Annotated in this window: 23 protein-coding genes; 9 read left to right on the forward strand and 14 right to left on the reverse strand. The window is 39.8% G+C overall.

Annotated elements, in window-relative coordinates; genetic code table 11:
* Position 1: 1 nt before the first annotated feature.
* From FAY30_RS21375 to mprF, 6 genes are all read left to right on the forward strand, one after another.
* Positions 2-760 (forward strand): ABC transporter permease, encoded by a 759-nt coding sequence (locus FAY30_RS21375; protein ID WP_190284720.1) that lies wholly within the window; start codon positions 2-4, stop codon positions 758-760.
* Position 761: 1 nt separating this feature from the next.
* Positions 762-1,286: a hypothetical protein gene (locus FAY30_RS21380; RefSeq protein WP_149871763.1), complete on the forward strand. Its 525-nt coding sequence runs from the start codon at positions 762-764 to the stop codon at positions 1,284-1,286.
* 125 nt (positions 1,287-1,411) lie between these two features.
* Positions 1,412-1,810, forward strand: coding sequence for a PepSY domain-containing protein (locus tag FAY30_RS21385; protein ID WP_149871764.1), 399 nt, complete (start codon positions 1,412-1,414; stop codon positions 1,808-1,810).
* A 172-nt stretch (positions 1,811-1,982) separates the two neighbouring features.
* The gene (locus FAY30_RS21390) at positions 1,983-2,657 is read left to right on the forward strand and encodes a response regulator transcription factor (protein ID WP_149871765.1); all 675 of its coding nucleotides are present in this window, start codon (positions 1,983-1,985) and stop codon (positions 2,655-2,657) included.
* Complete coding sequence (locus FAY30_RS21395) at positions 2,654-4,051, forward strand: sensor histidine kinase (RefSeq protein WP_149871766.1); 1,398 nt, start codon at positions 2,654-2,656, stop codon at positions 4,049-4,051. The genes FAY30_RS21390 and FAY30_RS21395 overlap by 4 nt, the downstream gene beginning before the upstream one ends.
* A 241-nt stretch (positions 4,052-4,292) precedes the next feature.
* Positions 4,293-6,830, forward strand: coding sequence for a bifunctional lysylphosphatidylglycerol flippase/synthetase MprF (gene mprF / locus FAY30_RS21400; RefSeq protein WP_223820814.1), 2,538 nt, complete (start codon positions 4,293-4,295; stop codon positions 6,828-6,830).
* A 902-nt stretch (positions 6,831-7,732) separates the two neighbouring features.
* Here mprF and FAY30_RS21410 read toward each other — a convergent pair.
* The 11 genes from FAY30_RS21410 to FAY30_RS21460 form a co-directional block, all read right to left on the reverse strand.
* Positions 7,733-8,392, reverse strand: coding sequence for a phosphatase PAP2 family protein (locus FAY30_RS21410; protein ID WP_149871767.1), 660 nt, complete (start codon positions 8,390-8,392; stop codon positions 7,733-7,735).
* A 27-nt stretch (positions 8,393-8,419) separates the two neighbouring features.
* Entirely contained in the window at positions 8,420-9,232 is an 813-nt protein-coding gene (locus tag FAY30_RS21415; protein WP_149872810.1) for a COG4705 family protein, read from the reverse strand.
* 54 nt (positions 9,233-9,286) lie between these two features.
* Positions 9,287-9,886 (reverse strand): undecaprenyl phosphate transporter UptA, encoded by a 600-nt coding sequence (locus FAY30_RS21420; protein WP_149871768.1) that lies wholly within the window; start codon positions 9,884-9,886, stop codon positions 9,287-9,289.
* A gap of 55 nt (positions 9,887-9,941) precedes the next feature.
* Positions 9,942-10,628: a response regulator transcription factor gene (locus FAY30_RS21425; protein WP_149871769.1), complete on the reverse strand. Its 687-nt coding sequence runs from the start codon at positions 10,626-10,628 to the stop codon at positions 9,942-9,944.
* Complete coding sequence (locus tag FAY30_RS21430; RefSeq protein WP_149871770.1) at positions 10,625-12,082, reverse strand: sensor histidine kinase; 1,458 nt, start codon at positions 12,080-12,082, stop codon at positions 10,625-10,627. The genes FAY30_RS21425 and FAY30_RS21430 overlap by 4 nt, the downstream gene beginning before the upstream one ends.
* Positions 12,083-12,101: 19 nt before the next feature.
* A complete protein-coding gene (locus tag FAY30_RS21435) occupies positions 12,102-12,836 on the reverse strand; it encodes an ABC transporter permease (RefSeq protein WP_149871771.1) in 735 nt (244 codons plus the stop codon).
* Entirely contained in the window at positions 12,817-13,560 is a 744-nt protein-coding gene (locus FAY30_RS21440) for an ABC transporter ATP-binding protein (protein ID WP_149871772.1), read from the reverse strand. Before FAY30_RS21440 ends, FAY30_RS21435 begins: the two co-directional genes overlap by 20 nt.
* A 120-nt stretch (positions 13,561-13,680) precedes the next feature.
* The gene (locus FAY30_RS21445) at positions 13,681-14,580 is read right to left on the reverse strand and encodes a hypothetical protein (protein ID WP_149871773.1); all 900 of its coding nucleotides are present in this window, start codon (positions 14,578-14,580) and stop codon (positions 13,681-13,683) included.
* Positions 14,581-14,734: 154 nt separating this feature from the next.
* A complete protein-coding gene (locus FAY30_RS21450; RefSeq protein ID WP_149871774.1) occupies positions 14,735-15,277 on the reverse strand; it encodes an NADPH-dependent FMN reductase in 543 nt (180 codons plus the stop codon).
* Positions 15,278-15,338: 61 nt separating this feature from the next.
* Positions 15,339-15,770, reverse strand: a complete 432-nt coding sequence (locus tag FAY30_RS21455) for a MarR family winged helix-turn-helix transcriptional regulator (RefSeq protein WP_149871775.1) — start codon at positions 15,768-15,770, stop codon at positions 15,339-15,341.
* Between the two features lie 136 nt (positions 15,771-15,906).
* Positions 15,907-16,533, reverse strand: coding sequence for a metal-dependent hydrolase (locus FAY30_RS21460; RefSeq protein WP_149871776.1), 627 nt, complete (start codon positions 16,531-16,533; stop codon positions 15,907-15,909).
* Positions 16,534-16,853: 320 nt separating this feature from the next.
* On the opposite strand from FAY30_RS21460, the gene FAY30_RS21465 reads away from it, so the two are divergent.
* A complete protein-coding gene (locus FAY30_RS21465) occupies positions 16,854-18,176 on the forward strand; it encodes a cytosine permease (RefSeq protein ID WP_149871777.1) in 1,323 nt (440 codons plus the stop codon).
* A 205-nt stretch (positions 18,177-18,381) separates the two neighbouring features.
* Here the strand turns inward: FAY30_RS21465 and FAY30_RS21470 are convergent, their stop codons facing one another.
* The 3 genes from FAY30_RS21470 to FAY30_RS21480 all read right to left on the reverse strand — a co-directional run bounded on the left by FAY30_RS21470 (position 18,382) and on the right by FAY30_RS21480 (position 21,563).
* The gene (locus tag FAY30_RS21470) at positions 18,382-19,014 is read right to left on the reverse strand and encodes an FMN-dependent NADH-azoreductase (RefSeq protein WP_149871778.1); all 633 of its coding nucleotides are present in this window, start codon (positions 19,012-19,014) and stop codon (positions 18,382-18,384) included.
* Between the two features lie 215 nt (positions 19,015-19,229).
* Positions 19,230-20,615 (reverse strand): hypothetical protein, encoded by a 1,386-nt coding sequence (locus FAY30_RS21475; RefSeq protein ID WP_149871779.1) that lies wholly within the window; start codon positions 20,613-20,615, stop codon positions 19,230-19,232.
* Between the two features lie 39 nt (positions 20,616-20,654).
* Entirely contained in the window at positions 20,655-21,563 is a 909-nt protein-coding gene (locus tag FAY30_RS21480; protein WP_190284721.1) for a hypothetical protein, read from the reverse strand.
* Positions 21,564-21,811: 248 nt separating this feature from the next.
* On the opposite strand from FAY30_RS21480, the gene FAY30_RS27305 reads away from it, so the two are divergent.
* Positions 21,812-21,955, forward strand: a complete 144-nt coding sequence (locus FAY30_RS27305; RefSeq protein ID WP_190284722.1) for a hypothetical protein — start codon at positions 21,812-21,814, stop codon at positions 21,953-21,955.
* A gap of 116 nt (positions 21,956-22,071) precedes the next feature.
* Positions 22,072-23,436 (forward strand): guanine deaminase, encoded by a 1,365-nt coding sequence (guaD, locus tag FAY30_RS21485; RefSeq protein ID WP_149871781.1) that lies wholly within the window; start codon positions 22,072-22,074, stop codon positions 23,434-23,436.
* Positions 23,437-23,466: the final 30 nt, after the last annotated feature.

Raw genomic sequence — 23,466 nt, forward strand, 5'->3', positions numbered from 1 at the left:
TATGTTTTTGGCTTTAGTAAAAAAAGAAACAAAGGAACATATATTTTCACGAAAAGGACTCGGCTTTTTATTCGCTGTCTCTCTATTGATGAGTATTCTATCATTTAGTTTTATCAGCGTAAAAGAATTAAGTTTATTGGATCAGCCTACTGTTGTCATGACGATGCTAAAACTTTTACTTGGGATTAATATATTGATTTCAATGGTCATTGGCTCCACCATGATTGCCGGCGAAAAAGAAAAAGGGACATTAGAAAGCTTGTTGTTAACCCCCCTAACGAAACGAAATATCATCCTGGCGAAGCTTTCTGCAATTCTTATTTTTTGGCTGATTGTGACATTGGTGTCATTGCCTTATTTATTCGTATTAGCGTATCAAGCAAACTTATTCCCTACTATTCTCCTTTATTTATATGGGATTGGGACGGTTTTGATTATTTCCTTTTCATCGATTGCATTGATTTTCTCAACCGTCTTCGTATCCACTAAGAATGCGATGATTTTGGCGATTATGGCCTTCTTAATAACAGCGATTCCGATGTTTTTATCAACAACAATGAAAAAATTCGGGTTAGCAAAGGTCATTAGTGAGAATAGTCCAGTCTCTGCAAGCATGACAGCGATGAAAGATATTTTTATTAATAAGCTCGCTGCTTCCCAAGTATTGATTGAACTAATACCTGTGTTTATTTTTTTCCTTCTGACCTTATTTATCGCCTTACTGATTGCGAAGAAAGTGGATTTTTTAAGGGGTGAATAACATGAAAAAATATTTGACTATATTCGTTTTATTTTCGGTTTTATTTGTTTTTCATTCTAGACCCGCCAATGCACAAAGCAACTCAAATTTTACGATTGAAATCCTCTCCCCTGAAAAAGTAGCAGAGTACCCTGGGAAAGAATTAAAGGTAAAAGTTAAAATTACCAATACATCTGATAAAGAAATTAAAGATATCTTTACGTATATTACGATGGCCAATTTATCAAAGAACTGGACGGTAAATTTAGAGGACTATAGTGCCGATCAACCGATAACAATCGGAACGATGAAGCCGCATGAGGAAAGAATTGTGAATCTGCCCATCCAGTTAGTCTATACCGCTGATTATTACCTTTATACAACGGTGGTCTCTAAAGAGAATCATGTGATTACTTCAAGTGATGCCATACCTGTTAAAATAATTGGCAATACAAAAATTGTTCCGCTTCAAGTACAAATCGTGTCGATTGTCATCCCGTTGCTTCTCTTATCTTTGTTACTCATGACCATGAAAAGAAGAAGATAATCATCCATTAGAAATTTCTAATTTAATTCTTACCTGATTTTAAGTGATTTCAAATATGAACATAATTTATCAAAGTTATTATTAAGACTGTAAGACATGCTTTAAAAAATAAGGAGGAAATAAACATGATTGGAACAAAAATTTTAGCATCAGTACTAGCATTAGGCGTTATTGGCGGAGGTGCAGTTGGTACCAATTTAGTGAAACCTGCTGCTGCAGTAGGACAACAAGATCAGGCAAAAGAAGAAAAACAAGATCCAAACGAACAAGCAAAATTGCAAAAAGAAGCGGCCATTACTGGGGAACAAGCAACAACCACTGTTTTACAAAAATATACAGATGGTACTGTTAAGGAAGTAGAATTAGAAGATGAAGACGGCACTGTTGTGTATGGTGTTCATGTAACTGCCAAAGACGGCAAAAGCTATGATGTAAAAGTGGATGCAAAAACAGGTAAAATCACGAAAGCAGAAGACGATAGTAATGATGAAAAAGATAACGGGAAAGAAAACGAAAACGACTAATTCTTCCAAGTTATGAAGAATGTGCATACCTATACGAGAAGTTGACATTGAACTCCCTTTTACATTCCGTGAAAGGGAGTTTCCTGTCTACAGATTAGGGTTATCCGAGTTAATTACACTTGTTGTGATAAACTAAATTCTATACACAAACATGCACGTGGGAGCGATTCAAGTGAAGAATATTTTATTAATAGAAGATGAAGAAAAATTAGCAAAATTTATCGTTTTAGAGCTGCAATATGAAGGATTTTCAGTAACGGTTTCCCATGACGGCAGAGAAGGTCTTGAGTTAGCCTTACAATCACATTGGGACCTCATCTTATTAGATCTGATGCTTCCTGGACTAAATGGGATAGAAGTATGCCGAAGAATACGCGCTTCGAAAGATACACCTATTATCATGTTAACAGCCAGAGACAGCGTGATGGATCGCGTATCCGGCTTAGATAGCGGGGCAGATGATTATATTCCGAAACCATTCGCAACAGAGGAATTGTTAGCCAGAATCCGTGTGATCTTCCGCCGTGCTGAAAAAAACAAGCAGCAGCACTCCACTCTTACCTTTCATGATTTAGAAGTAGACACAATGGCGCGAACTGTAAAACGGAGCCAAGATGAAATCGAATTAACGAAAAAGGAATATGATTTACTGATGATTTTTCTTCAGAATATTGGTCTCGTGCTGACAAGGGAGATGTTATTAGAAAAAGTCTGGGGGTACAATGTGGAAGTTGAAACAAATGTAGTCGATGTTTACGTTAGTTATTTACGAAACAAACTTCAAACTGCTAATGGCCAGCAATATATTGAAACCGTAAGAGGAATTGGATATGTGATTCGAAAATGAAAAAGGTTTCTACTCTTCCAATCAAATATAAACTCATATTATGGTCCTCCCTTCTGCTATTTATATTATTCGTCCTATACAATGTTCTGCAATATTCTGTTTTAAATAGCTGGATGCTTACGGAAGAAAACAATGTCATTGCACAAAAGATGAAAGAAACAAAGGCCTATTATCATGAACGTTCGAAACCGAATTCACTATCAGAACAAGAAATTTATTCAAGTAGTGATTACATTGAAAGACTAAGTGGCAATCATCAAATGATCCGTATTCTAAATGCTGAGGGAAAAATCCTCATTGCCGCATCTCAAGATGTGCCAGACGAAAGCATTCCTACAAAAATTGTCCAAACGGAAGAATTAGGCCAAATTAAAACAAATGAAAATCGCTTTCTCATTCTTCGCAGTCCGTTACTAATGAATAACGGAACGGGAACAATTGAGATCGTTCAGAGCATGGAGATTTTTGATGGACTCCTAAATAAATTTATCATTGTCATGGTTATAGCTGGTTTGGGATCGATTGTTTTAAGTGGCTTTGGCGGGGTAATTATCGCAAAACAACTATTAAAATCAGTCAAAAATATCCTGCATACGATGAAAAAGATTCAAAAAACCGGATTACACGAAAGAGTACCTTCTAATGGGATCAAGGATGAAATTACTGAAATAGGCGAATTGTTCAACGAGACAATGGAAAGACTCGAGGAATCCTTTTTGCAGCAAAAACAATTTGTCGAGGACGCATCACACGAGCTTCGCACACCGATTGCCATTATTCGAGGTAACCTTACCATGTTAAAACGCTGGGGAAAAAACGACCCTAAACTGCTTGATGAATCATTGGAATCAACTCTAGAGGAAGTTAAATATTTGAGTGATCTTGTTTCAGAGCTTTTAGAACTTTCGAGGGCGGAATCCGAAAAACAAAAAGAACAAATCGAATGGATTAATCCGATCCCCGTAATTGAAAATGCGATAAGAAATTTCAAAACCCTCCATAAAGATTTCGAGTTTATTATCGATATGAAGAATATCGAAGGAAGTCTAATTGCCTTTCAGCCAAGGCACTTGGAACAAATATTGGTCATATTATTGGATAATGCCATAAAGTACTCTAAAGATGCGAAATGGATCAAATGCTCGGTTCAGAAAATGGACAATTTCGTTCAAATTGAAATTGAAGACAAAGGGATAGGAATTCCCAAACAAGACATTCCTATGGTCTTGAATCGTTTTTACCGTGTAGATAAAGCAAGAAGCAGGAAACAAGGAGGCTATGGTCTAGGGTTAGCGATTGCCCATCGTTTAATCGAAAAATACGATGGAACCATCCTCATTAAAAGTGAAGTAAATAAAGGAACAACAGTTATTTTAAAGCTAGTTTCTAATTAGTAAAAACGTAAGCCAAATCACAGGTTTGCGTTTTTCACATATTTAAATTCCGATTTCATCGAATTACGCAAAAAGCAAAAAAGGGATATTACGATTATAACAATATACATCCATGTAACCTTTTTTCAAAACTCCTGTCTATTCTTAGGGAATAGCTGATGACCATCCGGTTAAACTATGGGAGGTTACACATGAAGGGCATCTCCCTTTTTCATTTGCTGATTCTGGAGAAAATAGGTGAATGAGTATGCTAAAAATGAATAAAGAAAAGATCTTTTTATTTCTTAAAATTTTATTTCCGCTGATATTACTAGTACTCGCGGGATATGAAATTAAAAAGTTTACTGGTAACATAAATGTTTATTTGCTTCGGCATGAAATGGGTCAATTACATTTAATTAAGATGGTCTTAATCTTTCTCATTACCTATTGTGCCATTTTCCCGATGTTTTTCTATGATGTATATTTAGCAAAAATATTAGGCGTTAAAATACCGGTAAAAGAACTGGCGAAAAAGTCTTTTATTGCGAATACCTTTTCAAACTTAATTGGCTTTGGAGGTCTTATTGGCGCATCACTGAGAACCTATTTCTATCATGAAGCTGAAGCAGACAAAAAGATACTAGTGAAGAAAATTGCCTCTGTTTCATTATTTTATCTCACTGGGATTTCTTTGCTTACCTGGATCGTTCTTGTCGGTTTCCGAAGTACTCCTCTTTTGCATGAAAAAAAATGGCTTTTTTGGGCAGTGGCAGCAGTAAGTATGTATTTGCCGATTTTTATTACCATCTATTTTATTCAACGAAAAAAACAAGCAGAATCAATGATCAAATTTGGAATGGCGCTCAAACTAATTATCGTTTCGTTACTTGAATGGATGGCCATTTTCATTGTTATTTGGTCATTATGCATCATTTTAAATATTACAATTGATTTTTCCGGGCTTCTTCCCGTTTTTATCATTGCTTCCTGCGCCGGAATTATTAGTATGATTCCCGGCGGTTTAGGGTCCTTTGACCTGGTTTTTATTTGGGGGATGCATGGTTTAGGTGTTCCAGAAGAGCAAGTCGTAGTTCTTCTGCTATTTTATCGAATTGGCTATTTTATTCTTCCATTTTTAGCAGGGGTAGTTTTATTCATTAAGGATTTTTGGAACAAGTGGAATCAATTGTGGAATCATGTCCCTGATGCTATTCTGGTAAGGGTTAGCCATATATTATTAACTTTCCTAGTCTTTCTGTCAGGACTAGTTTTGCTTCTTTCAGCAGCGGTCCCAGGAATAATCGGCAGGCTAAAGATCGCTCAAGAATTTTTATCCTTTCCGATTATGAATATCTCGCATCAGCTCTCCGTAGCAACTGGTTTTATCCTGCTTGGGCTATCACGTGGTATCCAATATAAAGAGAAGCGTGCCTATCACCTAACGATGTTCGTTTTAATTTTTGCGGCCTTATTCACCTTTTTAAAAGGGTTTGATTATGAGGAAGCATTGTATATTTTAATTGTTGTCGTACTTTTAAGAGCTTCCAAAAAGCGATTTTACAGAGAGCACTTTGTTTTAAGCTGGGGGAAAACCATTTTTGATATCTGCATGTTTATCGTCATTACCTTTATGTTTGTATTAATTGGCTTTCTCAATTTACCTTCCTCTGAAATTAAGGTGAATCCTAAGCTTTCACCCTATCTGATAAAAGACTATCGTGATTTATTTAATAGCGCATTAATCGGCTTGTTAATAGCAATACTCCTTTTTTTCACCGGCTATTTGTTTCGGCGGAATAAAAAATGGGAGCTGCAAACATCCATTACCCAGGAAGAGAAAATCATAAATCTTTTGAATCAATATAATGGAACGGTCCTAACCCATTTAATTTTTTTACATGATAAATATATTTATTGGAACAAAAAAGACAACGTCATGTTTGCCTATCAAGTATATGCGGACAAACTTGTAGTCCTCGGTGACCTTGTGGGAGACCGAAACGAATTTTTACTAGCAATTGAAGAATTTCGAGAAACAGCTGATCTTTATGGGTATACACCAGTTTTTTACGAGGTTAGCGAAAAAATGCTACCCCCTCTGCATGAAAACGGTTATGATTTTTTCAAGCTCGGCGAGGAGGGGCATGTTGATTTAGTCAGCTTTTCATTTAGTGGAAAAAAAATGAAAGGTGCCCGGGCAGTAAAAAATAAATTTGAACGGGAAAATTATCAGTTTGAGATTGTAAACCCTCCCTTTCATGCAGAGTTCTTGAAGGAACTTAAGGATATATCTGATGAATGGCTTCAAGGAAAAACGGAAAAAGGGTTTTCCCTCGGTTTTTTTGATGAAGCTTACCTCAATAAAGCGGAAATAGCCGTTGTTAAAGCAAACGGAACAGAAATTATTGGATTTGTCAGCATGATGCCGGTTTATGATCAAAACCAAACCATTTCGCTGGACTTAATGCGCTTTGAGAAGAATGCACCAAACGGAACGATGGACTTTGTTTTTCTATCCTTATTTGAATGGGCAAAAGGACGAGGATATCAATCCTTTAATATCGGTATGGCGCCTTTATCAAATGTGGGGCTGTCAAAATATTCGTTTTTAAGTGAAAAGGTTGCAGCGCAAATATTTTTGCATGGGCAATTTTTTTATTCGTTTCAAGGTTTAAGAAAATTCAAAGATAAGTATGCCGATTTATGGCTTCCGAAATATTTAGCTTATCGAAAAAAAACCTCATTGCCCATCACGATGGGACAAATCACGTTATTGATTGGAAAGAAAAGAACGTAAAGAAAGATTGGCTTTATTCGAGCCAATCTTTCAAAGTTTCTCTATCGTGTTGTTAGGCTGCTATTGGTGCACGATTCACGTCAAGGATGTGGCCTCCCCTTTTTGTAATCACAATAGCCGCCAATGTCTATTGCTGACTTTATTGACCTTTGGACAGGAGTTAAACAAGAGATATATTTTAAAGGATTTAAGGTAAATTATTTCATCTACTTTTATTTTGTTTCAACTTGTTGAGCCTGTTAGTAAATCTGAAAATTTCCAATACTAGAATGTTAAGACTTAACCATACACCCCCAAAGACGTAACCGGCTACCACATCACTTGGGGATTGCTGCACCAAGTAAATGCGGCTTAATCCTCTCCAGGTATTGGCAGAGCAATAAGTTCTAACATAAGAGAGAAAATTAATACGACATATCCATAATGCTTAATCAATCAAGTCCGTAAAAAGTTGCATTTTATTTCCTCCTATGTAAAGGTTAACCCATACTAGTTCCATCTATTGCTTGTCCATTTTGAATTACTTAGTTAGCATCGATAAAATCCTTAATCGCTTCTTTGTGATAAAAAAACTTTCATTAACAAAAATAATAGCTTTATTTTTTCCATTTTTCTTTATTCCTTACTTTGAAAACACAACTGGAATAAATCGGCAATATAGAAGGCATATTTTTGGCACTAAAAATCAACAGTTGTGTTTAGCAGCGATAAAAAAACGCTTGAGGACAATTCCTCAAACGTTTTTTTGACATTCACTTTTTTCAATTATTATAATTAAACCTGAATTATTCATAGAATTTCTAAAATAGGCTAATACCTCCTATCTAATTAGCCTTTTTCGTTAATATATATTGCATGAACTAAAAAAGAAAAGCACAAGTACTTTGTCATCTTTTATGCAGTTAACCACGTTTATATTTTTTATTATACCGTTTTTCTTTATAATATTGGAAAAACCATATCGCTACCGTTAACCAGAAGCCGCTTGCTAAATAACCGCCGATTATATCGCTGGGGTAATGCACTCCTAAATAGATCCGGCTGGTGCCAATCGCTAGAATCATGACAGCACTTAGGCAAATTAACAGGCTCCTCCCCCACTTGCTTGGAATATGGCGCCAAAGCAAGAAGGAAATAATTACATAAACGGTAAAGGCATTCATGGCATGTCCGCTTGGGAAACTGTACCCTGAAATATCGACTAAGCGGTGAAAATCGGGACGCATCCGATGAAAAACTTGTTTCAATACTTGGTTTAGAATGGCCGAGCCGATTATGGCTGAAACGAATAAAATTAATTCTAAACGATGATGCAAGACCTTATACAGAAAAACGATTAACAAGATACTAAGAATAATGACAACTGGAGTCGAACCAACAAAGGTAAAAAATTTCATCACTTTTGTTAACAAAGGTGTTTCCATTCCTTGAATAGCTGCTATTACATTGCTGTCAAAATTGATAATTTTATGGTCACTGATTAACAAAGATATAACAGCGAACCCGACTACACAGACCAAACTAAAGATAAAACCGATGATAAGATGAGATTTAAGATTCATGAACAGATCCTCTCCATGTGTATTTGATTATTCTGTTGTTGGACGAGGGAGTTCGTCTCTTTTCGTCTTCGTTAGATAGAAGACAAGGCATAAAATGATGACAAGGAAGATTGCACTGGTTCCGACCGTACCTAAGCCAAGACCTCCATCTTTACGAGGCTGTGACAAAAAGTCGCCAAGTGAAGCACCGAGAGGACGAGTCAAGATGTAAGCGATCCAGAAGGACAGTACAGCATTCAGCTTAAAGCCATAATAAGCGACTGTAACCACTGCAATTAAAATAGCGAACATAAGCGCAGATTTCCAATAGCCCATGTTCAGACCCTCTGCTATAAGGTCACCTGCAGCCGTACCTAAAGCGAAAGTGAACAGAATGGCCAACCAGTAGAATGCTTCCCGCTTCGTAGTGTAAATGGAGTGAATGGAAAGTGTCTTTTCACTCGTGTACCAAGCAATAAATGCTGCCAACAATGCCATACTGAAGATGATTGTAGTCGTCACTAGAGACACTCCAAGATTGTCCACCAGATTATCGGTTACAAGCGTACCAACAATGCTAATCATGACAACCGCAAGCCAGTAAATACTTGGCACATATTTCTTTGCCCGGAACTGAAAGAAAAGAATAATGAGCAGAAGGACAGCCATAACTATTGTCGTATTTGTTAATCCCCAGTTTAGGTTAAAATTCAGAAAGTCTGCTGCTGTTTCTCCCACAGTTGTAGCCATGATCTTGATCACCCAGAAGAAGATGGTGACTTCCGGAACCTTGTTCAATAACTGCCGGCTTCTAGATTGATTTCTCCTATTATTACCGTCTTTTTCTCCAGAGTAGTTCATTTTCTCACTCTCCATATCTTTTTTCAAATAATTGTTCCTTCTCTGTCCCATGATCTATTTCATATCATTCTTCTTAAATTTCCATTTATACCCGACATAACCAATCACAAAAATAATTGCAATGATGATGACAGGGGTAATGTAAGGTTTGGCTGCTTGATTAATTTGCTCCCAATTCGTTCCTAATGTCATTCCTAAATAGAGAAAAAGAACAGACCATGGAATAATGGCAACTACAGTATAGATGCTAAATTTTGCAAACGACATCCGGGCAATCCCTGCAGGAATGGATATGGCATGTCGTACAACAGGAATAAAGCGTGCTGTAAAAATCACGCCTGTCCCATATTTGCTAAACCATTGTTGGGCAAGATCGACATGATGCGGCTTGATCAAGATATACTTTCCGTACTTATTGAGAAACGGTCTCCCCCCATATCGCCCCAGCCAGTATAAAAACCACTGGGCAATCAGACCGCCGATTGTTCCTGCAATTACTGATCCGATAAATGAAATCTTTCCAATTGAAACTAAATATCCACCATAGGCTAAGACGATTTCACTTGGGATCACCTCTACCATTAAACCGAGAGCAATTCCTAAGTAGCCAAGGTTTGATAGCAAATCAAAGATGGACTGAATAAAATGGGACATAATCTACCTACCTTTTTTTAAGAATTTCTATTGTTGTTTTGGGAACCGGCCCCTATCAACCTTTAAACCGGTAGCCGGCGCCCCATACGGTTTCGATGTACTGCGGATTGGAGGGGTCGGCTTCGATTTTTTCACGTATTTTTCGAATATGGACGGTTACGGTGGAAATTTCCCCTATAGAATCATAGCCCCATAATTTTTCAAATAACTGTTCTTTGCTAAAGACACGGTTTGGATGAAGGGCCAAATGGGTGAGGACATCAAACTCCTTGGTTGTAAAAACCACCTCTTGGTTATTGACATACACCCTTCTTGGCGCCTGATCAATCCGCAGCCCCCGGATCATAATACTGTCACTTTGGGATTCCTTTCCAATCAACCGCTGATACCGCGAGAGATGCGCCTTCACCCTAGCGACCAGCTCACTCGGGCTAAAGGGCTTGACGACATAATCATCAGCACCCAAGCCCAAACCGCGAATCTTATCGATGTCTTCTTTTTTGGCAGAGACCATCAGGATTGGGATATCCTTTTCGGTTCGGATTGCTTTGCAAATGTGAAAGCCATCCACCCCCGGCAGCATTAGATCGAGCAGCACCAGGTCGATATTTTCACTTAGAGCGATGTGCAGGCCGTCATCGCCTGTTAAAGCAATCTCAACCGAAAATCCCTCTATTTCTAAGTAGTCCCGTTCAAGCTCGGCAATACTCTTATCATCTTCAATAATTAAGATGCGTTTCACTGTTCTTCACCTGCTTTTTTTAACGTAAAAGAGATCGTTGTTCCTTGTTCTTGCACGCTTTCTGCCCAGATGGAACCATGATGTTCTTCAATTATCCGCTTCGCTATCGATAAGCCCAGTCCGCTTCCGCCCTTTTCCGTTCCCCGCGCCATATCGACTCGATAAAAGCGGTCAAAGATCACCGTTAAATTTTCTTCTGCAATCCCTGGGCCGTTGTCCATCATGCTGAACAGAACATAATCCCCTGCTGTCGATAAATGAAACGACAGCACTTTGTCCGGTTTTTCAATATACTTCAATGAATTATCGACAATATTCGTGATCACCCGTTTCAGATGCTCACGGTCCCCTATGATAAGATAGTCGCCTTTTTCAATCTTTAGGGTCAGTTCCACCCGCTTTTCCTCCAGATCAAAGCGAAGCTCTTCGACAAAGTCCTGCAGGTAGTGATCGAAACGGATTTTTTCAAAATGAAAGGGAAGCCGCTGCAAGTCAAGTTTCGAGTATAAAAAGAGTTCATCAATCATATGATCCAATTCAACTGATTTCGAATGAATTGTTTGAATGTAACGGCCAATTTTTGCCGGGCTGTTGGCGACGCCATCTCTGATTCCTTCCACATATCCTTTAATGGTCGTAATCGGTGTTTTTAAATCATGTGAAATATTTGCAATCAGTTCTTTCCGATTTTCCTCATAGGCGAGCTGGGTTTCAATCGATTCTTTTAAACGAACCCTCATTTCTTCGAATCCTTGGGCAAGCTGACCCATTTCATCTTTAGACTGGACCGGAATGGGCAGTGTCAGATCGCCTTCTTTCATCCGCTTGGCCGCCTTTTGTAACCCGCGAATCGGACGGATGATACTCCTTGACACATAGTAGGTCAACAATCCATTCGTCCCGATTAACACAATGAGTAAACCAATAAATATTATTGGGAAGGAAGTACGTACGAAATTGGCAAAACTGCTGGCATCGGTGACAAAGAACAATGAACCCTCTGCCCCATCAGGATAGTAAAAATCAAGCTTTTTGATCGAGATAAATTGATGATCAATTCGTTCGACCGGGTCCACTTCGCCAAACAAGCCGAATGGTGGCAGTTCACTCATTTCTAATCCTTTTAATTTTGCGGGTACATAGATCATTTGCTTGCCTTTTCTCACTACTAATGAAGTCCCGCTCATTTGATTTAATTGACTGTTAATCTGCTTTAAATAAGCCCGTTCCAAAAATGCCCCCGGGTTTTTCATAGTTTCCTTGTGCAGATCAATAAATAATTGATTTTTTTCTGTCATATTATTGTGATGCTCCGGCGGCAGGTAGATGTTTCGCAATTCTTTAATATCCCCTCTAAACAGCAAGGCCACTAAAAACGCAGATAGGCAAACAAAAATGATCGGGACGAGAATCATGGCAAGATTGGATAATAAAAGTCTTAAACGAATGGACATCTAAACACTACCTTCTTCATTAGAATTCCTTTTGACTAAACTTATAATAACCTAGTGTGAAGAATAAGGCCCAAAATGATAAAAGATAAAGGGATCTTCCGAAAGTTGCGCTATTCAACCCATTATTGATCCAGCGTTGATACCAGTTATTATCGTATACCGGCAACCACTCGGCGACGGTTGGAACAAGATAGGTCAGAACAACCATGACTAAATAAAGCAATATTGAAAAGGTTAGAACCTTGCTGCTAGAGCCCACCCATTGGGCAAGGAAAACGAAGAGGATTCCCATTGCCATTAACGGAAACCATGAGAGCAAAAACGATGATAGACTTACTAACAAACCACTAAAGGTAAAATTCTCAAGCCAGATGGCTCCTGTTATCAATGAAGATAGACAGACAATGAGCAAAAGAGTCAATAAGTAGATGCCGGTACAGATGAGCTTGGAAGTAAACAGCTTGAACCGTGAGAGCGGCCTGACAAGTAGGAAGGATAGTGTCTTTTGCTCTTGTTCCCCTGCAAACATGTCACTGACGCAAAGCGCTAATAATAACGGCATGTAAAAGGTGACCGCTAAACTTAAAATCACTAATGGGAACGACTCCCCGTCAAAGGCTGTGAAGCCAAACCTGCTTTGCATCATTTGAATAGCAGGGCCGGTGAGTAAAGGGAATAAGGCTGAGAGGCATAACAAGACAATCGTTGATTTTTTCCGTACTAATTTGGTCCACTCATTTGACAAGTTCAGCATGCTCGATCACTTCCTTCCCTTTCCGAATATGGGTAATATAATAGGATTCAAAGGTTTCCCCTTTTGCTAATTGACTTTTCGCTACTTCCCCTATTATTTTCCCTTTTGATAATATGGCGATTCGATTACATAAACGCTCCACCTCATCGATCAAATGAGTAGAGAGTATAAAGGTGACACCTTTCTCACTAGCCAGGCGGCTGATAAGCTCTTTAAAATCAAGTTTTCCTTCAATATCGAGACCGTTTGTCGGTTCGTCTAAGATCACCAAAGACGGGTTGGAAAGCAGGGCCGCTGCCAAATATAAGCGCTGGCGCATTCCAGTTGAAAAGGATTTCACCTTTTCATTTTTATGCGCCTCCATTCCGACCCATTGGAGCACTTCATCGATTCTTCCTTTTTCAAGTGATGGATAGAACCGGGCTACGACTTTTAGGTTTTCATAGGCAGTAAAATAATCAACCGCCTCCACACCGCTGATGAGCGTGCCAACCGACTGCATCGCTTGTTCAAACTGTTCTCTTACGTTGTACCCATTTATCTTAACCTCTCCCTGATTAGGGTGGCATAATGCCACAATACACTTCATCAGCGTTGTTTTTCCGGCACCGTTCGGACCTAATAGCCCGAAAATTTCACCCTGTTCGATGGTAAAAGTAATATTTTCCACCCCACGTCCATCTTTATATTGCTTCGTGACGCTTTTCACTTCGAGAATCGGCATACAGCTCACTCCTTTTTTACGGTTGTTTTATCTCAACAAGCTCCTTGCTTGAAATATTCAAGTTTTAAAAACAAGGACAGTGGAAAGGCTCCCCCGCCCTCGTTGTTTTACCTTTGCAAATTAATCTTCATGTCCGTCATGCTTTTCTTGTACGTTGACAACTTTTTTGCCTGTTAAATCAACGCCTGTTACCTTTGCCTGATTTAATTGATCAAATTTGTTTGCAAGCTTTAATACAAGGTCATGGTGCGTACCGTTTACATCGTCACCGGAAACATAGATAGTAGCTTCTTGCCCAACTAAGTATTCACTATTATCCACAACACCGTTTAGGACAACACGGGAAACGTTTATGTTGTTTTTCAGCTGCGGAACCTGTGGTTTTAAATCGGCAAACTGCAATGAACCAAATTTTGCCTTTTCATGCCCATCCTTCTGCTGATCGATGTTTTTCAGGAAGAAGGACACAACCGCCTGTCCAACGGCAGGGATTTGATTTTTAGACAGATCCAGCTGCAATTCTGTCTGTCCATTGGCGCCATCTTTCGTGGTAATCTTGTCTTGATAATTTTTTGTAATCGCATCAAAGATCGCCTCTACATCTTTTTGCATTTGCGGTGAAAGGTTTTCATCTTTATGTTCCTTTCGGTTAGCCTCATGCTTATGTTCCGCTTCTTGTTTGACATAGTAGTTATCATCCTTGCTGCTCTTCACAACGGTCTGATCTGCCTTTGAAAAATAGTCGACCTTTGTCGTATTACCGCCATTTGTCACACTGATGGTGCTATTGCCGGATTCATCCTTTACATTTAATGTGTTCAAGGAATTCACCTGGTAAATCTCCTTGCCGTTATCCGTTAGGGATGCTGTGGTATGGGCGGTAAAACTGTCGACCGTGTGCGTTTTCTTCACAGACGTTTTGAACAGGTCGTATCCCGATGTGGACGCAGATGCCGATAAAACACCTCCTGCCATTAATAATCCACTGATGCCTGCAGCAGCCAGCACTTTCTTGTTCATTGACGTTCCTCCTCCGATTAATTTGATGTTACAGGATAATAATAGACAAATACCCTAAACTGGCTATTAATGAAATATTAAAACTTTCTTAAATAAAAAAAGTGCCAGGTACCTTCCGTTTTTCTGGAGGGTGCCTGACACTCGTATTTATTGATTATTTGATCCTGTTATACCAATTAATAAAGTTATCAACTACCAAATCGATAAATTTAATCGTTGGTTCATGAGTAAGATTTCCTGCTTCATCAATTTTTTCATGAACGGCTCCTACATATACTTCATTTCCAGGTAGCAGCGGTGAGCCAATCCCTGAGGAAAATAAAATATCCCGTAAGTGCTGTTGAGCACGAACCGTTCCCAGTGCCCCCATTGTCGTGCCCATGATCCAAGATGGCTTACCAATCATGACTTTATCCACACGTGATAACCAATCCATCGCATTCTTTAATACGCCAGGGATGGAATAATTATACTCCGGAGTTACCCAAAGAACAGCGTCTGCATTCGCTACTTTGCTTTTAAATTCAGTCACTACTTGTGGCGGGTTTAATTCGGTATCCTGATCATAATGTGGCAGGTCGCGAATACTTAGTATTTCAATATCCATGTGCTCTTGATACCTTTTTTGCACATACTTCGCCAGTTTTAGGTTATATGATTCCTTACGTATGCTTCCAACGATTGCAACGACTTTCATAATTCATGGCCTCCAATGATATTGTAAATTGGTCAATATATCACTATTTTGTATGGTCTGACTATAAAATATTTACATTCCCTCGAATTTTCATAAGCAGTCTCCGAAGTTCCCCTATCTCTTCTTCTGTCATTCCGTTATTGAGTGCTTGAATGATGTTTTTATTGATTGGAATCACATCATCGCCAAGTTTTCTCCCCTCTTCTGTGAGATAAACTTCAACAGAACGCTTATCGTTTGGACATGATTTTCTGCGGATATAGCCTTTTTTTTCAAGTGTTGAAATCATTCGAGCAATACCGGCTTTATCTTTATTCAATTTCGCAGCCATTTCATTTTGGGAGATTCCTTCTCGCTCCCAAAGAAGAGCCATTAATAAATTTTGCTCATTTGTTAACTGAATTGCCTTTAATTTATCATTTACAAACTTCGTAATATCTAAATCAACTGCGTGAATCATAACGCCGATATTGTTTAATGGTTCGTATTTCATAGCCAGCACCCTATTAGTTGATATATCAACAGTCCATAAAACTTATTTTACTGAAGGCAAAAATTGTTGTCAAAATAATCGCTTCTTAAGCTTAGTTTCGCCAATTTCATACATTTTATGAGACGAGAGTTGTCCACTAAATTTCTTTCGAGGAAACGGGCAAAAACAGTTTAATCCCGCGTTTATTAAATGGCAGGATTTTTAGATCGGCCATCAAATGACTGATGTATCCTGCAAGACAGGTATAGAATACTCCGTCAATTCCAAGTGACTCTTCTAATTTGGCAGCGATGACTCCGAAGTAAATGACTCCCACTATCGAATGGGTATAACTGCGGTGCGATACAAATGAAGCAATTAAAATATAAATCCCAAGCAGGATCAACCATGGTTCTTGTAAAGAGACACCCCCCACAAGTACACCGACACCTGTGATTGTTAGCATATGTTTTTGCTTGAGCTTTGAGGCTGCAATCATCATACTCAATCCAATGACGATCCCAAACCACTTCTCTGTAGCTCCGCCCTCAAAAAAACTATAAAAGATCATCAGGGCTCCAATTAGCTGGGCAACCGTTTGAATTACCTTATGAGATAAGGTGATTTTGCCGCGAAGACTGCCATCAATGTCAAGATCAGGCATTAACCCAGATACTGCTCCTAAACCTACGAATAAGAGCGTCGTAGAGGGAGAAGCTTGAAACGTGTTGGCAACGATAAATCCTGTCGCCGCTCCTAATGCTGCATGTGCTGTACCGTTCAATTGTATGTCCACCTTTAATTAATTTGTTGTGAGTATTTTACCTAAGCACCACCACACTTTATTTATTCTACACCAAAACACTTGTTCTGTTTAGTGAGAAATATATAAAGATATGGCACGACCATTTAAGGGGCATAAGAAGCTTCATTTCTTTAATTGAATATTACACACAATTTTCACAAACCTTTGTATAGATTGCCTAAGAAGCATTGGTAAATATTAGTGTTACTATACGATGACGGTGAAAAGAATCCCTCCTAGAATAAACGTGAAGCCTTAGATTGGTAATGCTTCAAAAAAACACAAAAGGAGGAAAATTTATGTCAACCAACAATGTTGATAAAAAGCTATTAGATCCAGAGTTTGAAACGACTCCGGTACCTCTGGAATACCGAAAATCCTTATCTTCGGTAGCAGCGGTATGGTTTGGCTTCCCTATGGTTTTGACAAGTGCGGTCATTGGCGGAGTTATCACAGCAATGCTGGGATTCAAGGCAGGAGTTGCAGCCATACTGGCGGGTAATTTGCTGTTGTGTCTCATAGTGGGTGCGCTAAGCTACCTTGCGGGGAAAACTGGAGAGAATTTTGCTATGACGGCCCAAAGGACATTTGGACGGTTTGGGTATTTTGCCGTGTCAGGATTACTTTCCACTGTAGTAGTAGGCTGGTTTGCCCTTATGGTAGGTCTAACCGGGGATACAATGGCTCGTTCATTTGGAGCAAATTTGTTATGGATGACGTTATTAGGCGGCGTCCTCTACGTTGCCGCAACCTTTATCGGGATTAAGGCCCTAACCTTTTTAGGCTGGATTGCCGCACCTTTGTACCTGATATTAGGAATAATTGCTGTAGTGATTGCGATGAAAACCGGCAGTTCCGATTTCATAAATTACGAACCAGCTGCCGGGGTGGGAATCATGTCTTTTGGAGCAGCAGTTACATTGGTATTTGCCACATTCGCAGATTCCGGAACAATGACAGCAGACTTTACAAGATGGTCGAAGAATGGCCGAGAAGGACTGTTAGCGGCTATTTCGGCTTTTCCATTCGGAAAATTCATCGCTGAGGTAATTGGCGCACTCATCGTTGCCACCGGTGTCATCCAAAACCCTGCTGCTAATGGCGGAGATTTTATGCCCATACTTTCAGGACAAGGTCCGCTTTTAACCATCTTGGCGATTGTGTTTGTATTTATCAATCTTGGGGTTGGATGTACACACTGTTTGTATAATGGTGCGGTGGGCTGGTCACATATGACGGGTAAAAAAATGAGATCACTAACCGTCATTCTTGGAATCATTGGCATCATAGCAGCTCTATCCGGTATTTGGAGTGCTTTCCAAAGCTGGCTTGAGCTTCTTGGTTTAATTGTTCCGCCAATCGCGACAATCATTATTATGGACCAATTGGTTCTGAAGAAAAAATCAGCTGATAACCAAGCAAGCGATTCCATGAAATGGAAACCACTTGCCTTTATTGCTTGGGGATTAGCTTCGACAGTCGCATTGTTTGTGAATTTCTTTGCACCGGAATTTTCAGTTGCCTTTTCCGGAATCGTTTCATCCGCCATTTTCTATTATATCGGCAACCGATTAATAAAAAAGGGGCCAGGAGCAAACACCAAAATCAGCCATGTAGGTTAACACCAACTAAGCAACATAAGCAACATAAGCAACATAAGCAACATCAGTGTAGTATAAATGGTGCCTGACACCCTTTATACTTCTGCATATATGTTTATGGTAATAAGTTGTAAAAAGCACCTCTCTTGGTAAGAAGAGAGGTGCTTTTTGTCTTTAATACCTTTTACTCGAGGTCATTCCCTCTTGGCCGGGATTTGGCCGTAATTTATGCCGTTACTGCTGAAAAGCTTTTTGCGACTTCTGCCACTTTTGCTAATCCTTCTGCAATAATTTCTTGCGCTTGGTCTGGTGCAGCATTGTGTCCTTCAATAATGACTTCATCAACGATTTGCATACCGAATACGCCGCCAACAACATTTTTAATATAGGTAGCCGCCATTTCCATTGGTGCTGCTTCTGGAGTGGAGTAAATGCCGCCTCGCGCGTTTAGAATGACCGCTTTTTTGTCCGTCATTAGGCTGACTAGCTGGCCATTTTCGTTATATTTGAAGGTAAAACCTGCTGCGTACACATAGTCGATGAACGTTTGTAATTTAGCAGGGATTGTTAAGTTCCATAATGGGAACGCGAATACAACAACGTCAGCTGCTGATAATGCATCCATTGCTTTTTGTTTTGCCGCTACAATCCGTTGTTCAATGTCTGTCAACTCTTCACCTGATTGCATTTTACCAAATGCGTTGAATAAATCTTGGCCAAAGTATGGCATATCTTCTGCAAAAACATCGTAAGTTGTGACGTTTACGCCTTCTAAGTTTTCCATAAATGTTTCATACATTTTACTAGATACAGCTTCTGAAGCTGGGCGGTTATTTGCTTTTACAACTAAAATATTCATTATAATAAAAGTCTCCTTTATTTATCAAAGTTTTATTTATCTCGAATTCATAATATGGGATTTTAAGAAATACAGCAAGCGAAATGACTTGGAAGTAATGGAAAACATATCCCTTTTAAATCGAAATAGGCAGAGAGATTTCTCCCTCTGCCCACTAATGTGCTCTTTCGTTAAACATTAGCAAAACTGACTGCTAGCCTCTTACAAAGAGTAAGTTACTCCTTTGCAGCTGCTTCAACCGTTGCGTCTACAGTAACTGCAAGTACAGCAGAATTTGCTGCAGCATGTGCTTTTGCTTGAGCGCTTGCTTTTACGCTAGCTTGAGCTTGCGCTTTGTTTGCTACAGATGGGCTTACTTCTATAGCTTCAACTGTAACTTCTTTAGAGTCTACTGTTGTTTCTTCAACTGCTACTTCTTCTGTGTCAGCTGTTGTTTCTTCAACTGCTACTTCTTCTGCGTCAACTGCTGTTTCTTCTGTTGCTACTTCTTCTGTGTCAGCTGTTGTTTCTTCAGCCGCTACTTCTTCTGTGTCAGCTGTTGTTTCTTCAACTGTTACTTCTTCTGTGTCAGCTGTTGTTTCTTCAACTGCTACTTCTTCCGTGTCAGCTGTTGTTTCTTCAACTGCTACTTCTTCCGTGTCAGCTGTTGTTTCTTCAACTGCTACTTCTTCTGTGTCAACTGTTGTTTCTTCAGTTCCAGCTGCTTCGCCATTAGCATGGACTGCTGCGTTTGCCGCAGCATGAGCTTTAGCCGTGTCACTTGCATGTTCGAATGCTTGAGACTTTATTTTGTTAGCAGCTGAAGGATTAACCTTTGCATCCTTGTCTGTGTCTGTATCTTCTTCATCTGACTCTGTATCTTCATCATTTTTCGTGTTCACGATACCCTCACGATCACGAACGAATTTCTTAGAATCAGATTTTTGGTCAGCATCTTTCTCATCCTCAATACCTGCTTGTGAATCAGCATCGACATCTGCTGCTTTTTCATCCTCTTCCACAGACGCTTTATCTTCAGTTTTTTTATCCTCTTTAACAGCTGCTTCATCTTCAGCTTTTTCATCCTCTTTAACAGCTGCTGCATCATCAGCATCAATTTCGGCTTCAATACCTTGGTCTTCAGTTGTAACGTCTGTGTTAACGTCAACGTTCTCTTCTACTGCAGGTTCTTGTGCTTTACTTGCAGACTCTTCTGCTGCAGATTGTTGAACCTGAGCTTCTTCCGCTGCTGCCTCTTTCACTTTTCCAACCTTACCTAGAACTGCCGAGTTTGGATTAGCATTCAATTTTGCAGTTTCGCTGGCATGAACGCTCGCTTGAGATTTTGCTGCTTGTTCAGCTTTTGGCTGTTCTTTCACTTTTCCAACCTTGCCTAGAACTGCCGAGTTTGGATTAGCATTCAATTTTGCTGTTTCGCTAGCATGGACGCCCGCTTGAGATTTCGCTGCTTGTTCAGCTTTTACTTCAACGGAATGCCCTCCATTTGCCTTATCAGGACCAGCCGCTTCAGTAAAATGACCTCCAGCTAAAATTCCAAATGACACTGCTCCAGCTAATACAAAAGATTTCACAACTTTATTAGGGTTTAGATAATGTTTCATGTTTATATTCGCTCCTTTTATTTTCGTGTTCCGTGGCGATTAGCTGCGGTAAACGTTTTTAAAAAAAGGAGCTTCTTGCGGCGGTGGCGAAGGCGGAGCATTCACCCATTGAGTATTCATTAATGCATACCGAGAATAGAATGGTTGGACAAGCTTGATTTCAGTGTACTTATTCCATTCGAACCACTTATCTGAATAGCCGATGGCATTTACCCCTGTGCTGACTCGATCATTGGATGAGCTGCCAGTATTGTTTGAACGTTGTGCCGGGTTTATGGCCTGATCGACAGCTGGCAACTCTTCTTTACTAGAAGGGACCTTGCCTTTTTCTATAGGCACGGGCAATGCTGGTTCAAATTTCGCTGCCTTTATGGAGTTCGATATGTCTAAATTCTCCTCTTGAGGTTGGTCTCGATGGACCAATTTTGTCGATTCGACTTTATCATTTACGGTACTTTCAGCGGAATGTTCTGCTTCATCATTAGAAATTAGTTGTTCCGTTTTAAGTCCGCTTTCTTTTTCCTGTACAGCAGCCTTTTTCATTTGTCCAGGGGCATTTATGATTTTTTCAACCTTCGCTCCTTTAGAATGACCATATGCATTCCCGTTGGCCTGTTCCGGCAAAGCTTTCGCCGTCGCAGCAACAGATTGATGGGAAACGGCTTGATTAGGAGCAGCGTTGGAAGACGGCTGTTTTACTACAGCCTGACTTTTGCTCGCTGGTTCGGATACTGTTGCAGGTTTGCCCACAGCTTTTCCATTTTCAGCTTTTTTAGGTAAGTTGGCCTGTTTAGCAGTGTTCACCGTTTTTTCTGAAGTTTGTACCATTTCTTTTTGGGAATGTAATTTTCCATTATTATCACTCTTCTCGGCAAAAGCATTACCCGGTAAAAACAGGGCTGCTCCAACCATAAGAGTTGGTATAAGAAAATGGCGGAAGTGCAACATCTCACCCCCTTTCCGCTTAACGTCACTTTCATGAACAGCATTCGAGCCAATTAAACAATTTTTGACCGTTTTCTCCATCAATCATGAGAAACGATTCTTTTCACCTACCTGCAATGATTCAAATTGCCCGTAATCCTGGTACTTCTTAGAAATATTTCTAGACCACCACGCCATTTTTTCGGAATAAAAAGCTAGAACAAAAATATATATAGTATCACTCAAAGTGCATTAGATAGGGTGGTATGAAAATGGAAATAGAAGAAGTTATATACGATAGCAAGCTTTACACGGTGATTTACAAGTATACTTCCGGATATTGGGAAATACGGGAAAAGGACAATAAATTTCATGTCGAATTAGTTCATGAATCAGAAGTACAAATAGTTGCATAAAGACCGTTACCTGTGTAATGGTCTTTTTTATGCAATTCGCCAAAAATAGACTTACTATTTTGAATCCCCTATAATAACAAATATGTTTTTTAAAATTCAATATTTAGGTGGTACATATGAAACATACGCATATTTTCCAGGGAACTGCTTTTTCTAGCGAATCACCAAAAGAGGTACAGATTCTAAAGGATCATCTTTTCTTTATCAATGCCGATGGGATGATTGAAAAAATTGTCGCTCCTGAAGATACCGATTATCAAGCATTACTGGATGACTATTCAGGAGATGAACATTTCCATCGATTAGCTGATGGCCAGTATTTTTTACCCGGCTTTGTCGATTTGCACATTCATGCCCCGCAGTGGGCACAAGCCGGAACAGCATTGGATATCCCGCTCTACGATTGGTTAAACACCTATACCTTTCCGATTGAGTCGAAGTTTTCCGATCTAGCTTTTGCAAAAAAGGTCTATCATGATGTCGTCAGTACTCTAATCGCAAACGGAACAACGACTGCGCTTTACTTTGCCACGGTGCATAAAGAAGCAAGTTTAGTGCTTGCTGAAATTTGCGCCGAAAAAGGACAGCGCGGATTAATTGGAAAAGTCGTGATGGACAACCCTGATCAAACTCCGGACTATTATCGGGATGCGGATACGCAAACGGCACTAGCCGATACGGAGGAATTTATTGTAGCTGTCAAAGAATTAGCAAAGCGGACGAAACAGGGCGTTTTTCCTGTTGTAACGCCGCGCTTCATTCCAAGCTGTACCGACGAGGCATTAAAAGGATTAGGGGAATTAGCGGCGAAGTATGACACATATGTCCAATCCCATTGCAGCGAAAGTGATTGGGAGCATGGTTATGTGCAGGAGCGTTTCCAGAAAAATGATGCCTTTGCCTTACATGATTTTGGCCTATTACGTGAAAAGTCGGTCATGGCTCATTGTAATTTCTTAAATGACCATGACGCCGCTTTATTTGCAGAAACCGGGACTGCTGTTTGCCATTGTCCGATATCCAATGCCTATTTTGCCAACAGCGTCATTCCCATCGCCCGTTTGCAGGAAAAAGGTGTGGAAATTGGTCTGGGTTCCGATATTTCCGGCGGTTTTTCACCGAGTCTTTTCGATAATGTAAGGCAAGCGGTGATCTCATCGAGGATGTTAGAGGATGGCGTTAACACCTCCCTTCCAGCTGAAAAACGCGGGGTGCCCAATTCCCGCATTACACTGAATGAAGCATTTTATTTCGCAACTGCGGGCGGCGGCGAAAGTGTAAGCCTGCCGATTGGCCGGATCGCAGAAAACTATGCTTGGGATGTACAAATCATTGATACCAGCGTTCCGACTGCTAGACTGCCACTTTATAATCCTATGGAAAATTTACATGATGTTTTTCAAAAAATCATGTATCTGGCGCGGCCGGAAAACATTCGAGAGGTATGGGTCCAGGGAGAAAAGGTGCATTCGCGAATATAAATCAAAACAAGACCTTCCCGTTAAGGTCTT

The organism is Bacillus sp. S3 (assembly GCF_005154805.1).
GTDB lineage: Bacteria > Bacillota > Bacilli > Bacillales > Cytobacillaceae > Neobacillus.

Excerpts from the sequence above, each read along its gene's own strand:
- FAY30_RS21375 (WP_190284720.1), top strand. The coding sequence starts at position 2 with ATGTTTTTGGCTTTAGTAAAAAAAGAAACAAAGGAACATATATTTTCA.
- FAY30_RS21380 (WP_149871763.1), top strand. The coding sequence starts at position 762 with ATGAAAAAATATTTGACTATATTCGTTTTATTTTCGGTTTTATTTGTT.
- FAY30_RS21385 (WP_149871764.1), top strand. The coding sequence starts at position 1,412 with ATGATTGGAACAAAAATTTTAGCATCAGTACTAGCATTAGGCGTTATT.
- FAY30_RS21395 (WP_149871766.1), top strand. The coding sequence starts at position 2,654 with ATGAAAAAGGTTTCTACTCTTCCAATCAAATATAAACTCATATTATGG.
- mprF (WP_223820814.1), top strand. The coding sequence starts at position 4,293 with ATGAGTATGCTAAAAATGAATAAAGAAAAGATCTTTTTATTTCTTAAA.
- FAY30_RS21410 (WP_149871767.1), bottom strand. The coding sequence starts at position 8,392 with ATGAATCTTAAATCTCATCTTATCATCGGTTTTATCTTTAGTTTGGTC.
- FAY30_RS21415 (WP_149872810.1), bottom strand. The coding sequence starts at position 9,232 with ATGAACTACTCTGGAGAAAAAGACGGTAATAATAGGAGAAATCAATCT.
- FAY30_RS21420 (WP_149871768.1), bottom strand. The coding sequence starts at position 9,886 with ATGTCCCATTTTATTCAGTCCATCTTTGATTTGCTATCAAACCTTGGC.
- FAY30_RS21430 (WP_149871770.1), bottom strand. The coding sequence starts at position 12,082 with ATGTCCATTCGTTTAAGACTTTTATTATCCAATCTTGCCATGATTCTC.
- FAY30_RS21435 (WP_149871771.1), bottom strand. The coding sequence starts at position 12,836 with ATGCTGAACTTGTCAAATGAGTGGACCAAATTAGTACGGAAAAAATCA.
- FAY30_RS21440 (WP_149871772.1), bottom strand. The coding sequence starts at position 13,560 with ATGCCGATTCTCGAAGTGAAAAGCGTCACGAAGCAATATAAAGATGGA.
- FAY30_RS21445 (WP_149871773.1), bottom strand. The coding sequence starts at position 14,580 with ATGAACAAGAAAGTGCTGGCTGCTGCAGGCATCAGTGGATTATTAATG.
- FAY30_RS21450 (WP_149871774.1), bottom strand. The coding sequence starts at position 15,277 with ATGAAAGTCGTTGCAATCGTTGGAAGCATACGTAAGGAATCATATAAC.
- FAY30_RS21455 (WP_149871775.1), bottom strand. The coding sequence starts at position 15,770 with ATGAAATACGAACCATTAAACAATATCGGCGTTATGATTCACGCAGTT.
- FAY30_RS21465 (WP_149871777.1), top strand. The coding sequence starts at position 16,854 with ATGTCAACCAACAATGTTGATAAAAAGCTATTAGATCCAGAGTTTGAA.
- FAY30_RS21470 (WP_149871778.1), bottom strand. The coding sequence starts at position 19,014 with ATGAATATTTTAGTTGTAAAAGCAAATAACCGCCCAGCTTCAGAAGCT.
- FAY30_RS21475 (WP_149871779.1), bottom strand. The coding sequence starts at position 20,615 with ATGAAACATTATCTAAACCCTAATAAAGTTGTGAAATCTTTTGTATTA.
- FAY30_RS21480 (WP_190284721.1), bottom strand. The coding sequence starts at position 21,563 with ATGTTGCACTTCCGCCATTTTCTTATACCAACTCTTATGGTTGGAGCA.
- FAY30_RS27305 (WP_190284722.1), top strand. The coding sequence starts at position 21,812 with ATGGAAATAGAAGAAGTTATATACGATAGCAAGCTTTACACGGTGATT.
- guaD (WP_149871781.1), top strand. The coding sequence starts at position 22,072 with ATGAAACATACGCATATTTTCCAGGGAACTGCTTTTTCTAGCGAATCA.